11 protein-coding genes are annotated in these 15,226 nt (G+C 70.9%); 5 read left to right on the plus strand and 6 right to left on the minus strand.

What is annotated here, in order from left to right:
• On the minus strand, positions 1-1,440 hold the full coding sequence (locus tag IFT79_RS06415; protein ID WP_056046057.1) for a polysaccharide biosynthesis tyrosine autokinase: 1,440 nt from the start codon (positions 1,438-1,440) through the stop codon (positions 1-3).
• Between the two features lie 329 nt (positions 1,441-1,769).
• On the opposite strand from IFT79_RS06415, the gene fdhA reads away from it, so the two are divergent.
• Positions 1,770-2,990 (plus strand): formaldehyde dehydrogenase, glutathione-independent, encoded by a 1,221-nt coding sequence (gene fdhA / locus IFT79_RS06420; RefSeq protein WP_056046055.1) that lies wholly within the window; start codon positions 1,770-1,772, stop codon positions 2,988-2,990.
• Positions 2,991-3,136: 146 nt separating this feature from the next.
• Complete coding sequence (locus IFT79_RS06425; RefSeq protein ID WP_192123306.1) at positions 3,137-4,666, plus strand: MFS transporter; 1,530 nt, start codon at positions 3,137-3,139, stop codon at positions 4,664-4,666.
• Positions 4,667-4,790: 124 nt separating this feature from the next.
• Here the strand turns inward: IFT79_RS06425 and IFT79_RS06430 are convergent, their stop codons facing one another.
• From IFT79_RS06430 to aroA, 4 genes are all read right to left on the minus strand, one after another.
• Positions 4,791-4,931, minus strand: a complete 141-nt coding sequence (locus IFT79_RS06430; RefSeq protein ID WP_157485316.1) for a hypothetical protein — start codon at positions 4,929-4,931, stop codon at positions 4,791-4,793.
• A 247-nt stretch (positions 4,932-5,178) separates the two neighbouring features.
• Complete coding sequence (locus tag IFT79_RS06435) at positions 5,179-5,940, minus strand: inositol monophosphatase family protein (RefSeq protein ID WP_199859560.1); 762 nt, start codon at positions 5,938-5,940, stop codon at positions 5,179-5,181.
• A 347-nt stretch (positions 5,941-6,287) separates the two neighbouring features.
• Positions 6,288-7,418: a ribosome small subunit-dependent GTPase A gene (rsgA, locus tag IFT79_RS06440; RefSeq protein ID WP_123570299.1), complete on the minus strand. Its 1,131-nt coding sequence runs from the start codon at positions 7,416-7,418 to the stop codon at positions 6,288-6,290.
• Between the two features lie 73 nt (positions 7,419-7,491).
• Positions 7,492-8,907 carry a 3-phosphoshikimate 1-carboxyvinyltransferase gene (gene aroA / locus IFT79_RS06445; RefSeq protein WP_192123309.1) on the minus strand — a complete coding sequence of 472 codons (1,416 nt, stop codon included), beginning with the start codon at positions 8,905-8,907 and terminating at the stop codon, positions 7,492-7,494.
• A gap of 96 nt (positions 8,908-9,003) precedes the next feature.
• Here aroA and IFT79_RS06450 point away from each other — a divergent pair, with 96 nt between their 5' ends.
• From IFT79_RS06450 to IFT79_RS06460, 3 genes are read left to right on the plus strand one after another with little or no spacing between them, the layout of a single operon-like run.
• Entirely contained in the window at positions 9,004-9,690 is a 687-nt protein-coding gene (locus IFT79_RS06450) for a sigma-70 family RNA polymerase sigma factor (protein ID WP_192123312.1), read from the plus strand.
• Positions 9,687-9,932 carry a zf-HC2 domain-containing protein gene (locus IFT79_RS06455; protein WP_192123314.1) on the plus strand — a complete coding sequence of 82 codons (246 nt, stop codon included), beginning with the start codon at positions 9,687-9,689 and terminating at the stop codon, positions 9,930-9,932. The genes IFT79_RS06450 and IFT79_RS06455 overlap by 4 nt, the downstream gene beginning before the upstream one ends.
• A gap of 60 nt (positions 9,933-9,992) precedes the next feature.
• Positions 9,993-10,433: a GNAT family N-acetyltransferase gene (locus IFT79_RS06460; protein WP_192123315.1), complete on the plus strand. Its 441-nt coding sequence runs from the start codon at positions 9,993-9,995 to the stop codon at positions 10,431-10,433.
• A gap of 961 nt (positions 10,434-11,394) precedes the next feature.
• On the opposite strand, the gene IFT79_RS06465 is transcribed toward IFT79_RS06460, so the two are convergent.
• Positions 11,395-15,168, minus strand: coding sequence for a multifunctional oxoglutarate decarboxylase/oxoglutarate dehydrogenase thiamine pyrophosphate-binding subunit/dihydrolipoyllysine-residue succinyltransferase subunit (locus IFT79_RS06465; RefSeq protein ID WP_192123317.1), 3,774 nt, complete (start codon positions 15,166-15,168; stop codon positions 11,395-11,397).
• Positions 15,169-15,226: the final 58 nt, after the last annotated feature.

Below are 15,226 nucleotides of genomic sequence, written 5' to 3' on the forward strand. Positions count from 1 at the left end.
CTACTTCGCCGAGCGCGAGCTCGTCTTCGGGGCCACGGGCAGGTCGCCGACGCCCGCCTCGGGGGCGTCCTGCTCCATGCCGTAGTACGCCCCGTAGTTGCCGTAACCGTAGGCGTCCGGCCCCTTCGTCGGCAGCATGGTCAGCACGATGCCGTGCACCTTGCTGCCGATGTGCTCGAGGTTGCGCAGCGCGGACTGCAGCTCGTTGCGGGTCGTGCGGCCCGCGGCCGACACGACGATCGCCCCACCGGTCAGCTTACTGAGGATGGCCGCGTCGGTCACCGGCAGCAGGGGAGGCGCGTCGATCAGCACGTAGTCGAACGACGTCGTCAGCGACTCGATCAGCGACGACATCGCCTTCGAGCCGAGCAGCTCGCTCGGGTTCGGGGGAACGCGACCGGCCGGCAGCACGTACATCGTGCCGCGGCCCCAGGGCTGCAGGACGTCCTGGAGGTCGGCCCGACCGATCAACACGTCGGTCAGGCCGACGACGCCCTCGAGCCCGAGGGTGTCGGCGAGGCGGGGCAGGCGGAGGTCGCCGTCGACGACGGCCACCGTGGCACCGGTCTCGGCGAGGGCCACCGCGAGGTTGGCCGTCGTGGTCGTCTTGCCCTCGCCGGGCAGCGACGAGGTGACGACGAAGCAGCGGCTGGCCGACTCGACGTTGACGAACTGCAGGTTGGTCCGCAGGGTGCGGAACGACTCGGCGCGCGGGTTGCGCGGGTCGACGTGCACGATCAGCGGGTGCTTCTTCGCACCGGGGTCGTAGCTGATGCCACCGACGATCGGCGCGTCGGTGACGAGCTCGACGTCGTGCGAGCCGTGGATGCGGGTGTCGAGGGTGCTGCGCAGCACGGCCGCTCCGACGCCCAGGGCGAGGCCGATCAGGAGGCCCAGGCCGAGGTTCAGCGTGGTGCGCGGGGTCGAGGGGGCCGAGGCGACCGACCCGGGGACGATCGTCGCGATCTTGACCAGGCTCGCGCCTCCACCGGTCGGCGTCTCGAGCTCGTTGACGACGACGTCCGTGAGGGAGGCGCCCACCGCGTTGGCGACGTCGGCGGCGCGCTGGGCGTCGGTGTCGGTGACCGTGATGTTGATCAAGACGGTGTTCAGGGGCGACTCGGCCGTGATCTTCGAGGCGAGGCCCGCGGCCGTGGTGTCGAGGCCGAGCTGGTCGATGACCGGGTCGAGCACCGCGTCGCTCGTCACGACGTCGACGTACGACCGGACCTTCTGCTGGGCCGCACTGCTGCCCTGCACAGCGTCGACCGTGGTCGACGAGTCCTGCGCCTGCACCGAGACGAACAGCCGGGTCGACGACACGTAGGTCGGCGTGGCCAGGATCGAGCTCAGCGCCCCGGCGGCGAGGCCGACGAGCGTGAGGGCGGCGATGAAGATCCAGCCCTTGCGGAGAATGCGGATGTAGTCACGGAGTTCCACGTGGCTGAGGTCCTGTCCTGATCGGGTGCGGGCACCGCGGCAGGCACCCCGGCAGTCGTCGCACGAACCATGCCTCCCGGCACCCTGATGGCTCCCCGCGACTCTGCGCCGTGACCAATACTCACACACGGGACGGCCAGACGGGGTACATATGTTGCCCGATCCGGCGAAGTGGCCCCCGAACGGGGGTGCAGCGGGCCGTACCGCGACACCCGTCGCTGATCGTCCGCCTGAACGCTGGCTGTGATTCGGGCGCACCGCCCGACCCGCGCAATAGCCTGCCGACGACGGGCACGTCCCGTGCTCGCTCGTGATCAAGGAGGATCACCATGGCAACGAATCACGCGGTCGCCTACAAGGGCCCCGGCCAGGTCGAGGTCATCGACGTCGACTACCCGACCTTCGAGCTCAAGGACGGCCCCGGCGTCAACCCGGCCAACGTCGGGCGCAAGGTCAACCACGGCGCGATCCTGCGCACGGTCGCCACCAACATCTGCGGTTCCGACCAGCACATGGTCCGCGGCCGCACGACCGCCCCGACGAACCTCGTGCTCGGCCACGAGATCACCGGCGAGGTCGTCGAGGTCGGCCCCGACGTCGAGTTCATCAAGGTCGGCGACATCGTCTCGGTGCCGTTCAACATCGCCTGCGGCCGGTGCCGCAACTGCAAGGAACGCAAGACCGGCATCTGCCTCAACGTCAACCCCGACCGCCCCGGCAGCGCCTACGGCTACGTCGACATGGGCGGCTGGGTCGGCGGCCAGGCCGAGTACGTGCTCGTGCCCTACGCCGACTGGAACCTCCTCAAGTTCCCCGACGCCGACCAGGCCATGGAGAAGATCCTCGACCTGGCGATGCTGTCCGACATCTTCCCGACCGGCTTCCACGGTGCCGTCACCGCGGGCGTCGAGGTCGGCTCGACCGTCTACGTCGCCGGAGCCGGCCCCGTCGGCCTCGCCGCCGCCACCGGAGCCCTGCTGCTCGGTGCCAGCGTCGTCATCGTCGGCGACATGAACGCCGACCGCCTCGCCCAGGCGCGCAGCTTCGGCTGCGAGACCGTCGACCTGACCAAGGGCGAACCGGGCGAGCAGATCGACCAGATCCTCGGCGAACCCCTCGTCGACTGCGCCGTCGACGCGGTCGGCTTCGAGGCCAAGGGCCACGGAGGCGGTTCGGGCGAGGAAGCACCGGCCACCGTGCTGAACTCGCTGATGGACATCACCGCGGCCGGAGGCGCCATGGGCATCCCGGGGCTCTACGTCACCGGCGACCCGGGCGGCATCGACGCCGCCGCGCAGAAGGGCTCGCTGTCGCTCAGCCTCGGCACCGGCTGGGCCAAGTCGTTGTCGTTCACCACGGGCCAGTGCCCGGTGATGAAGTACAACCGGCAGCTGATGATGGCGATCCTCCACGACCGCACGAGCATCGCGAAGAACGTCCACGCCCAGGCGATCAGCCTCGAGGACGCCCCGCGCGGCTACGCCGAGTTCGACCAGGGCGCGGCCACGAAGTACGTCCTCAACCCGAACGGCCTGATCAAGGCGGCCTGACCGTCGTCGCCACCCGCGCCTCCTCGGCTCTCGGTCCCCTCGACCGTCGGAGCCCGGGAGGCGCGGGTCGGCGCACCCGCGCCCCTCGCGTTCCGCAGGCACCCGCGTCGTTGCAGGCCGTGCACGGTGTATGACGGAACGATCCCATGACGAAGACATCCGACACCCCTGCCCCGGGAGGCGCCGACGCCGCCCGCCCCGCCTCCGGCCGCGCCGCCCGCTCCGACGAGGAACGCCAGAAGTGGCGGGCCTTCGCCGTCTGCGTCGGCGTCGCCGCCCTGACGATCCTCGACCTGTCGAAGGTCAACGTCGGCCTGCCCAGCATCGAGGCGTCGCTCGGCGCCGGCCCCACCGCCCTGCAGCTGATCGTCGCCGGCTACGCGCTCGCCTTCGGCCTCTCGCTCGTGCCGTCCGGCCGTCTCGGCGACCTCAAGTCGCGCCGCATGATGTTCGTCATCGGCCTGACCTCCTTCACCGTCGCGAGCCTGCTCTGCGCCCTCGCGCCGACCATCGAGTTGCTCGTCGCCGCGCGCATCCTGCAGGGCGTCGCCGCCGGCATCCAGATGCCGCAGGTGCTCGGGCTCATCCAGCAGCTCTTCCAGGGCAAGGAGCGCGGTCGCGCGTTCGGCTTCTTCGGCGCCATCATCGGCGTCAGCACGGCGTTCGGCCCGACCCTCGGCGGCCTGCTCATCGCCATCGGCGGCCCGCAGGACGGTTGGCGCCTGCTGTTCTGGATGAACATCCCCCTCGGCCTGATCGCCATCTTCTTCGCCCTGAAGCTGCTGCCGAAGACGCGGACGGCCCCCAACGGCCACAACGAGCTCGACCTGTTCGGCATCGTGCTGCTCGGCCTGACGATCTTCACCCTGATGCTGCCGTTCGTGCTGACCACCGGACAGGGCGACGACCCGCTGCGCTGGCTCTTCCTGATCGGTTTCGTCGGCTTCGGCGCCGCGTTCGTCTGGTGGGAGCAGCGCTACAAGGCCCGGGGCAAGTCGCCCGTCGTGCACTTCAGCCTGTTCTCGCTCGCGTCGTACCGCAACGGCACCCTGATCGCGACGGTCTACTTCTGCGCCCTGCCCGCGACCTTCCTGCTGACGACCCTGTACCTGCAGCAGGGGCTCGGCCTCGAACCCGTCTACGCCGGCATGGTCACCATCCCGTTCGCCCTGACCAGTGCCGTCGCGGCGTTCTACGGCGGACGCCTCGTCGACCGGTTCGGTCGCAGCCTGGTCGTCCTCGGGCTGATCCTGGTCGCGGTGGGCTTCGTCGCCCTGCTGCTCGCGGCCGTGCTCACCCCGCGCGACATCACTCCCTACGCCATGGGCGTCGGCATGCTGATCGCCGGCACCGGCGGTGGCTTCGTCATCTCGCCGAACCAGACGCTGACGCTGGCCGAGGTGCCCGTCGAGATGGGCGGCGTCGCCGGCTCGATGGGGCAGGTCGGTCAGCGGGCCGGCACGGCCATCGGCACGGCGGCGGCGGTCTCGACGTTCTACTCGGTCATCGCCGGCTCCGGGGGAGCGGACGGGGCGAACCTCGACGTCTACCACGAGGCCTACCGCAACGGCTTCTTCGTCACGATCGCCCTGGTGGCCGTGGCGCTCGTGCTCGGGCTGATGGACCTGCGCGCCCGCAAGAAGGGGCGCGTGGGCGAGGGGGCCGCGGCCTCGTAGCCGGCGACCGCTGTCGGGGAGGCGACCCGCGCCTCCTCGGGGGCCGCGCCTCCCGGGCCGTCGGACCGTCGGGCGGCGGATCGTGGCGGATCGTCAGGAGGCGAGCCGCCGGGTGACGGTCGGGTCAGAGGCGGGCGAAGGCCTCGACGACGTAGCTCGTGACGTCGACCTGACGCGTGGTCGGCAGGGCGATCGACGCGGGGTCGATCGAGCCGGCGACCGTGCTGGTGGTGGCGGAGACGGAGACGGCGGGCGTGACGAACATGATGGGCCTTTCGGTCGGCTGGTGACGCGGTTGGCGACGCGGTCGGTGACGCGGTTGGCGAGGCCCGGCCGCCCGTGCAGGGACACGGGCGGCCGGGCCCCTGACGACCCTGCCCGAGCTGCTCGGTGCCCCTGTGCGGAGCCGGTGACGTCGTGTGATCAGTCAAGCCGTCCGCACGTTGCGTGAACATAAGCGCAGGGCTGAGTCGCCCTCCGTCGCAGGGATGAACCTCGTCCGCCGGTGCCGATCAGGCAGGAGGCGCGGCCACGACCCCGAGGACGCTCTCGTGCAGCAGTCCGTTCGTCGCCATCGCGGTGCCGTGCCAGGGGCCCGGCCGGCCGTCGGCACTGGTGAATCGTCCGCCGGCCTCCTCGACGACGACCGCCACGGCGGCCATGTCGTAGGGCTGCAGGTCGAACTCGCCCGCGACGTCGAGCGCGCCCTCGGCGACGAGCATGTACGACCAGAAGTCGCCGTACGCCCGCGTCCGCCAGACCCGGCTCGTCAGGTCGAGCAGCTGCGGCAGGCGCCCGGCGTCGATCCAGTACTCGAGTCCGTTGAAGCTCAGGGACGCGTCGGCCAGGTCGCGCACGCCCGACACCCGCAACGGCCCGTCGTGCTCGGTCGAGAACGCCCCGCCGCCCTGCGTCGCCCACCAGCGCCGGCCGAGCGCGGGAGCACTGACCACGCCCACCACGGGCACCCCGTCGACGACGAGCGAGATCAACGCCGCCCAGACCGGCACCCCGCGCAGGAAGTTCGCCGTGCCGTCGATCGGGTCGACCACCCACTGGCGGTGCGAGGGAGCGTCGTGGCCGTACTCCTCGCCGTAGAAGGTGTCGGCGGGCCGCGCGGCGGCGACCCGGTCGCGGATCGCCCGCTCGACGGCCTGGTCGGCGTCGGTCACGTGCGAGCGGTCGGGCTTGAGCGACACGTGCAGGTCGGCCGACCGGTACCGCTCGGTGCTGATCGCGTCGGCCAGGTCGGCCAGCTCGAGGGCGAGCGCCAGGTCGTCCGCCCAGGGCGTCCCGGTGGATCGGTCGGACGAGGAGGCGCGGGTCGGCTCGGCAGCATCGGTCACCCCGTCAGCGTACCCAGCCCGCCCTGCTCGACCGCGCCCTGTCCGCCGACCCGGCCCGCGCCTCCTGCACCCACCGCACCGCTGCCCCCGGTCCGCCCCGCGCCTCACTGCACCGCCGTCCCGGCCCGCCCTGCACCTCACTGCACCGCGTTTCGTGCACGGCACCGCGACTAGTCCAGGTGTGTTGCACGAAACGCGGTGCGATGTCGCGCGGTCGGCCCCAGCGCGGATCGGCCGACGCCGAGCGACCGAGCGCGGTGCGACGTGGCGGCGAGCTAGCCGAGTTCGTCGCTGCGGGCGTCGTCGGCCGCGGCCGCGAGGTCGCGCGCGCTCACGCCGCCCTTGGACGCGAGCAGCGACTGCAGCGACTCGAGCCGTTCGCGGCCGACGTCGCCGAGTTCGCCGGCCTCGATGCGGTCGACGATCTCCCAGTCGTGGGCCTCGGCCAGCGGGATGCCGTCGACCGGCTCGCCCTCGGCCGGGATCGCGTGCGCCGCGAACGACTTGAGGATGTTCTCGGGGTCGACGTGCCCGAGACCGAACGACCGCACGCCGGGGGTGTCGACGATCCAGCCGCCGGTCGGCACCTTGAACGACACGGTCGACGACGAGGTGTGCCGTCCGCGACCGGTGACCGCGTTGACCACGCCCACCTCGCGACGCGACCCGGTCAGGGCGTTGACGAGGGTCGACTTGCCGACGCCCGAGTGGCCGACCGTGACGGTCACGTGGCCGTCGAGGACGCCGCGCAGCTCGTCGAGCGCGGGGGAGACCTGCCCGCCGGGTGCGACCTCGTCGAACGAGGTCGAGGTCGTCGTGACGATGCGCAGGTCGAAGCACGAGAAGTGCGCCGCGAACGGTGCCGGGTCGGCGAGGTCGGTCTTGGTGATGCAGAGGATCGGTTCGACCCCCGCGTCGAACGCCGCCACCATGTAGCGGTCGACCAGGCGGGGCCGGGGCTCGGGGTCGGCAGCGGCCACGACGATCAGCATCTGGTCGGCGTTGGCGACGATGACGCGCTCGACGGCGTCGCTGTCGTCGGCACTGCGCCTCAGCAGGGTCGAGCGGTCGTGCACCTTGACGATGCGGGCGAGCGACCCCTCGGAGCCGCTCGTGTCCCCGACGACGCCGACGCGGTCACCGGTCACGACGCTCTTCTTGCCGAGCTCGCGGGCCCGCGCCGTCGTGATCTCGCGTTCGTCGGGGGTGCCGGCGTCCATCAGCACGCCGTAGCGGCCACGGTCGACCGTCCAGACGACGCCTTCCTCGGCGTTCGCGTAGGCCGGGCGCTGCTTGGTGCGCGGCTTGTTGCCCTTGGGGTTCGGGCGCACCCGCACCGAGCTCTCGTCGTACTGGGCGTAGTCGCCCTCGTCCTCCGCGTCGTCGCCGTCGCTCCACCAGCTCATCGTGCCTCGCCCATCGTCGACCGTGCCCCGCTCGTCCTGCGCCGTGCCCCGCTCATCGTCGTCGGCCCGGCGCCTAGAGGAAGCCGAGCAGGTCGATGTCGGCGGGGCTCTGGCGGACGGACCGGCCGAGCATCTCGTCCCACAACTCGACGAACTGCGGCAGCGTCTTGCCGACGACCCGGACGTCGTCGAGCTCGACCCCCTCGACCGCGAGGCCGATGATCGCCGCCGCCGTCGCCATGCGGTGGTCCTCGTAGGTGCGCCACTGGCCCGCGTGAAGCGGGGACGGTTCGATGCGCAGGCCGTCCTCGAGTTCGGTCACCGCGCCTCCGAGGGCGTTGATCTCGGCGGCGAGGGCCGCGAGGCGGTCGGTCTCGTGGCCGCGCAGGTGGCCGATGCCGGTGATCGTGCTCGGGCCCGACGCGAGGGCGGCGAGGGCGACCAGCGCCGGTGCGAGCTCGCCACCGCGGGACAGGTCGACGTCCACGCCGGGCAGCGAGCCGCCGCCGACGAGGCCCACGCCGCCGTCGACGGTGAGGGTGTCGCCGTCGAGCGTGACGGACGCACCCCAGAGCGGCAGCAGCTCGATGAGGTCGGCCCCGACCTGGGTCGTGTCGGCGGGCCAGTGCGGGATGGACACGGTGCCGCCCGCGACCAGGGCGGCCACGAGGAACGGCGCCGCGTTCGACAGGTCGGGTTCGATGACGACCTCGCGCCCTGCGATCGGCGTCGGCGGCACGATCCAGGTGCCGACGGCGGGCGAGGCGACCTCGACCCCGCGCTGGGCGAGCGCGTCGATCGTCATCTCGATGTGGGGCAGGCTCGGCAGGCGTTCGCCGGTGTGGGTCAGGGTGAGGCCGCGCTCGAAGCGCGGGGCCGACAGCAGCAGCCCCGAGACGAACTGGCTCGAGGCCGACGCGTCGATCTCGACGTTGCCGCCCTCGACCTCGCCGGTGCCGTAGAGGCTGAAGGGCAGCGCGCCCCGGCCGTCGTCGTTCACCTCGACGCCGAGGGAGCGCAGGGCGTCGATCGTCGTGCGCATGGGGCGCTTGCGGGCTCCGGCGTCGCCGTCGAAGGTGACCGGTCCGAGGGCGAGTGCGGCGACCGGGGGCAGGAAGCGCATGACCGTGCCGGCCAGGCCGCAGTCGATCGTCGCGCCGCCCTGCAGCTCGCCGGGCGTGACGACCAGGTCGGGGCCGAAGGGGGAGTCGTTCGGGAACTCGGCGACCGTCGTGCCCAGGGCCTTGAGCGCCTCGATCATGAGCGCCGTGTCGCGGGAGTGCAGCGGCAGCCGCAGCGTCGACGGCGACGAGGCGAGCGCCGACAGCACGAGTTCGCGGTTCGTCAGGGACTTCGACCCGGGCAGGGACGAGGAGGCGCGCAACGGCCCGGAGGCGGTGGGCGCGACCCAGCGCCCCTCGTCGACCTCGGGAACCTTCCCGTCGCCGTAGGGAGAGAACTCGGGCCCGGAATACCTGTACACCTGCATCGGTTCACCACAGTAATGCAGCAAGAACCTGGAGGACCTGTGCCTGTCGCACTCGCACCGAGGGAAATCACCGTCGCCGAACTAGAATCGGCCCTGATGAGCACCCCCGAGGGCCACGAGCCCACACCGACCGCCGCCGTCGAACCGACCGAGGCCGACGTCGACGCCGCCCTCGAGGCGGTCGACGCCGACTCCGAGAAGCGCGCCCTGTTCGAAGAACAGGCTCTGCCGTTCATGGACCAGCTCTACGCCGCGGGCATGCGCATGACGCGCAACCCGGCCGACGCGAGCGACCTCGTGCAAGAGACGTTCGTCAAGGCCTACGCGGCGTTCGCGCAGTTCCAGCAGGGCACCAACCTCAAGGCCTGGCTCTACCGCATCCAGACCAACACGTTCATCAACACGTACCGCAAGAAGCAGCGCGACCCGTACCAGGGCACGATCGACGAGTTGGAAGACTGGCAGATGGGCGGCGCCGAGTCGGCGACCCGCGCCTCCGGCTCGACCCGCTCGGCCGAGGCCGAGGCGATCGACCACCTCCCCGACAGCGCCGTGAAGGACGCCCTGCAGAAGGTCCCCGAAGACTTCCGCATGGCCGTGTACTTCGCGGACGTCGAAGGCTTCTCGTACCAAGAGATCGCCGACATCATGAAGACCCCCGTGGGCACCGTGATGAGCCGCCTGCACCGCGGCCGTCGCCTGCTCCGTGAACTCCTCGCCGACTACGCACGCGATCGTGGCATCGCCGTTCCCGTCGGCTCGTCGAAGGGCGGAAAGAAATGACCGACTGTGGTTGCACCAAGGCCAAGGCCGAGCTCGAAGATTACCTGCACAACGAGTTGTGCCGCGAGGACGCGGCCGACATCCGCGAGCACATGGCGCACTGCGGCGACTGCTCGGGCGAGCACAAGGTCGGCGTCGTGCTGACCGAGGCCGTCCAGCGGGCCTGCCGCGAGACTGCACCCGAAGACCTGCGTGCGACCGTGTTGGCGCGCTTGCGCGAGCTGCAGTCCGCCCACCGCTAGTCGTCGCGCTCCGTGCCCGGCCGGTCGTCACATGACGAACGGCTGCGCTAGCGTCGTGGCATGACCGCAACGGTGCAGCCCCTCGGCATCCCGACCGCCAGCGACCTCGACGACCTCGTGTCGTTGATCGGCCTGCTCGGTTACACGCTCGACGCGGACGTCCTGTCCGCACGCCTGACCCGGCTCACGGCCGACGCGGGGCACGAGACGTGGGTCGTCCGCGGCGACGACGGGCGCATCACGGCCGTGGCCGGCGGTCACGTCGTGTGGGCGTACAACGACGACGCGCCGACGGCCGAGCTGCTGCTGCTCGTCGTGTCGGCCGAGGCCCGCCGCGACGGCGTCGGCTCGTACCTGCTGGGGCACTTCGAGACTTGGGCGCGGGGTCACCAGGCGCGCGTGCTCAACGCCGTCTCGGCCGCCGCGACCGACTCGGCCAACCGTTTCTACCGCAAGCGCGGCTACCACGAGGCCGGCGTCCGCTACTCGAAGCTCGTCTGAGCGCGGAGGTCCCGTCTCCTCCTGACGCTGACCGCCCTCCCGGTGCTGGCCGCGGCGACCCGCCGATGGCCGCGTCGTCCGGTGCTAACCGTCCCGCCTCAGGCCGTGCCGCCCCGCCGCAGGCCGTCCCGCCCCGCCGCAGGCCGTGCCGTCCCGATGCTTGGCCACGCCGTCCCGCCGCTGGCCCAGCCATGAGGCGCGGTCCTTCCCCGCGGTGCCGACTGCTTCCGCGGCCAGCGGTGTCGCGGAGAAAGCGTTGTGCCTGGTGCGTCGGCAACTCCTGGCTGGTGTCGTCCTGACGCGGCTGGAGGGGTGCTGCGCACGCAGGAGTCCTGACTTGCCGACCGTCGACAGGGCTGTGCTCGCCGGTCGACCATCAGTGCCGGTGCGGTGCGGTGCGGTGCCGATGCCGATGCCGATGCCGATGCCGGTGCCGGTGCGGTGCCGGGCCGGGTGCCGGTGTCGATGCGGGTGCCGTTCGTCGCACGCATGTGTCGGCAACTCCGGAGAACGGTCGCACATCGGGGTTCTTGCACGCGCTGCGGCGGCAGGAATCCGGAGTTGCCGACTGTGCGGCGCGGACTCGAACCCGAGACCGGCCCGGGCCGATGTACGTGCCGTCCGCCGGCCCGTCCCGCGGTTCCGCATCGATCCGCGTCGGCAAGTCAGGACTCTTGCCGCCGTGCCGCCCTGGACAGACCCCGGCGGGCACGTTTCTCCTGAGTTGACGACGCGCGAGGTCGGCGACGTGCGGGAGGCGGGAGACGGGAGGCGGCAGACGAGACGCGAGACGGGAGGCAGGGGAGAGGCGACGGGAGGTGGAGGCCGGGGGCGGGCGCCGGGAGGCGGTGGCCGGGGCCGGGGCCGCGCCGGGCGGCGGGAGACCGGAGGGTGGGACCCGCGAGACGACCGTGGCCGCGCCTCCTGATGGAGGCGCGGCCACGGTCGGTCGGATAGCCGCCTACAGGTCGAGCGCCTCGGCGATCAGGGTCGCCTGCTGCGCAGCGCTCGCCTTGTTCGAGCCGGCGGCCGGCGAGGCCGACGCAGGACGCGACGCGACGCGGATCTGTCGGTCGAGGTGCTTCTGCAGCTCGAGCACGACGAACGGCCAGGCCCCCTGGTTCTCGGGCTCTTCTTGCGCCCAGACGAGTTCGGCGGACGGGTAGCGGTCGAGCACGCGGCGGATCTCGTCGAGGGGCAGCGGGTAGAGCTGCTCGAGGCGGACGAGCGCGACGTCGTTCTGCACGCCTCGCTTGTCGAGCTCGGTCGAGAGGTCGTAGTGGATCTTGCCGCTGTGCAGCACGACGCGCTTGGTCGACTCGGGCTCGGAGACCCTAGTGCAGTCGAGCACCGGCTCGAAGCGACCCGAGGTGAAGGCGTCGACCCCGCTGGTCGCGCCACGCAACCGCAGCATGGCCTTCGGGGTGAAGACCACGAGCGGACGACGCGGGCGGGCGTAGGCCTGACGACGCAACAGGTGGAAGTACGAGGCGGGCGTCGACGGCCGCGCGATCGTCATGTTGTCCTCGGCGCAGAGCTGCAGGAAGCGTTCCATGCGGGCGGACGAGTGGTCGGGGCCCTGCCCCTCGTAGCCGTGCGGCAGCAACAGCACGACGCTCGAGCGCTGACCCCACTTCTGCTCGGCCGACGAGATGAACTCGTCGATGACCGTCTGGGCGCCGTTGCTGAAGTCGCCGAACTGCGCCTCCCACAGCACGAGCGCGTCGGCCCGCTCGACCGAGTAGCCGTACTCGAACGCCATGGCCGCGTACTCGCTGAGCAGCGAGTCGTAGATCCAGAGCTTCGCCTGGTTGTCGGCGACGTTCTGCAGCGGCAGCCACTCCTGGCCGTTCTCACGGTCGTGCAGCACCGAGTGCCGCTGCACGAAGGTGCCGCGTCGGCTGTCCTGGCCCGCGAGGCGCACGGGAGTGCCCTCGGTGAGCAGCGAGCCGAAGGCGAGCAGCTCGGCGAAGGCCCAGTCGATGCCGCCGTTGCGGCTCATGTCGACGCGCTTCTTGAGCAACTGCTGCAGCTTGGGGTGGACCGAGAACCCGGCCGGCGGGTTGTCGTGGGCGTCACCGATGTCGTGGACGAGCTCGAGCGACACCCCCGTGGTCTCGGGTTCGCCCCGGGCGTCGTCCTGCTGGGCCACGGGACGCTCGAGGTCGGCGACGTCGCCGTCGTCGTTCGTCACGACGGGGATCGACCCTGTCTGCGCGGCGTGCGTCTCGGCGAAGGCGCGCTCGAGGCGCTCCTGGAAGTCCCGGTGCGCCCCGTCGTACTCGTCTTGCGTGATGTCGCCCCGGCCGACGAGGGCCTCGGTGTAGAGGGTGCGCACCGAGCGCTTCTGCTCGATGAGGTTGTACATCAGCGGCTGGGTCATCGAGGGGTCGTCTCCCTCGTTGTGACCGCGTCGGCGGTAGCACACGAGGTCGATGACGATGTCGCGCTTGAACTGCTGACGGTACGAGAACGCGAGCTCGGCGACGCGGGCCACGGCCTCGGGGTCGTCGCCGTTCACGTGGAAGATCGGAGCCTGGATCGTCTTCGCGACGTCGGTCGAGTACACCGACGTGCGCGACTCGGACGGCGGGGTGGTGAAGCCCACCTGGTTGTTGATGACGATGTGGATGGTGCCGCCGACGCGGTAACCGCGCAGCTGCGACATCTGCAGCGTCTCGACCACGACGCCCTGGCCGGCCATGGCCGCGTCACCGTGGATCAGGATCGGCAACGTGCTGAAGGCTCCTGGCGTGCCGCGGTCCTGCTTGGCGCGCACGATGCCCTCGAGCACGCCGTCGCCGGCCTCGAGGTGCGACGGGTTCGCCGCCAGGTACACGGGGATGGTCTCGCCGACGGCACTCGTGAACTCGCCCTCGGTGCCGAGGTGGTACTTGACGTCGCCCGAGCCCTGGACCGTCTTCGGGTCTTGCGTGCCCTCGAACTCGCGGAAGATCTGACCGTAGGTCTTGCCGGCGATGTTCGTCAGCACGTTGAGACGGCCGCGGTGGGCCATGCCGATGGCGACCTCGTCGAGGCCTTCGCGGGCGGCGTGCTGCATGACCGTGTCGAGCAGCGAGATGGTGGACTCGCCGCCCTCGAGGCTGAAGCGCTTCTGGCCGACGTACTTCGTCTGCAGGAAGGTCTCGAAGGCCTCGGCCTCGTTGAGCTTCGCGAGGATGCGCATCTGCTCGTCGTGCGAGGGCTTCGTGTAGGGCACCTCGAGGTGGTCCTGGATCCATTTGCGCTGCGCAGGATCTTGGATGTGCATGTACTCGACGCCGATGGTGCGGCAGTACGAGTCGCGCAGGATGCCGAGGATGTCGCGCAAGAGGGCGTGGGTACGGCCGCCCAGGCCACCGGTGACGAACTCGCGGTCGAGGTCCCAGAAGGTGAGCCCGTGGCTCTCGATCGCGAGGTCGGGGTGCGTGCGCTGGCGGTACTCGAGCGGGTCGATGTCGGCCATCAGGTGGCCGCGCACGCGGTAGCTGTTGATCAGCTCTTGGACGCGGGCCGTCTTGCTGACGCGCTCGGCCAGGTTGACGTTGATGTCGGCGTTCCAGTGGATCGGCTCGTAGGGGATGCGCAGCGCCGCGAAGATGTCCTCGTAGAAGCCGCGCTGACCGATCAGCAGCTCGTGCACCTTCTTGAGGAACTCGCCTGAGCCCGCGCCCTGGATGACCCGGTGGTCGTAGGTGCTGGTGAGCGTGATGGTCTTGCCGATGCCCAGTTCGACGAGCGTCTTCGAGGCCGATCCCTGGAACTCGGCCGGGTAGTCGAGTGCACCGGCACCGATGATGGCGCCCGCGCCCTTCATCAGGCGGGGCACGCTGTGGACGGTGCCGATGCCGCCGGGATTGGTCAGCGAGATCGTGTTGCCCTGGAAGTCCGCCGCGGCGAGCTTGTTGTCGCGGGCGCGCTTGACGATGTCCTCGTAGGCGGTCAAGAACTCGCCGAAGTGCATTTCTTCGGCCTTCTTGATGCCGGGAACGAGCAGGGCACGGGTGCCGTCGGGCTTCGGGATGTCGATCGCGAGGCCGAGGTTGACGTGCGCGGGGGTGACGACCGACGGCTTGCCGTCGACCTCGTCGTAGAAGACGTTCTGGCTGGGGAACTCCTTGAGGGCCTGGACCAGGGCCCAACCGATCAGGTGGGTGAACGACACCTTGCCGCCGCGGGCGCGCTTGAGGTGGTTGTTGATGACGATGCGGTTGTCGATCATCAGCTTCGCCGGGATCGTGCGGACGCTCGTCGCGGTGGGCACGGTGAGGCTGGCGTCCATGTTGGTGGCGAGGGACTTGGCCATGCCGCGCAGCGGCGAGACCACGTTCTCGGCCTCGGGCGTGGGCTGCTCGCCGGCCGAGGCGGGCTTCGCCTTGGCCTTGTCGGGCACCTGGGCCGGGATCGGCTTCGCCGCCGGCTCGATCGAGGTGGTGCGCGCGGCGGCCTTCTGGCCGGCGGTCGCAGCGGCGGCGGGTGCGGTCGCCTCAGCGGCCGGAGCGGCAGCGGACGACGCAGGAGGCGCGGGTGCGGTCTCGACGGACGGTGCGGAGGGCGACGTGGGGGCTGATCCGCCCTCGGGCGGCGTGTAGGCCTCGAGGATCGGCCACCACGACTCGTCGACCGAGTTCTTGTCGACCACCCACTGCTCGTAGAGCTCGTCGACGAGCCACTCGTTGGCCCCGAACTCGGCTGCAGCGCCGTCGTCAGTTGTACCGGTCACGTGGCTTGACACAGCCGATCGCCCACTCTCCGTTGATTGTTGATCAGTGCGTGGGCTGCGACGCCCACCT

The sequence above is a fragment of the Frigoribacterium sp. CFBP 8759 genome, from assembly GCF_014841655.1.
GTDB lineage: Bacteria > Actinomycetota > Actinomycetes > Actinomycetales > Microbacteriaceae > Frigoribacterium.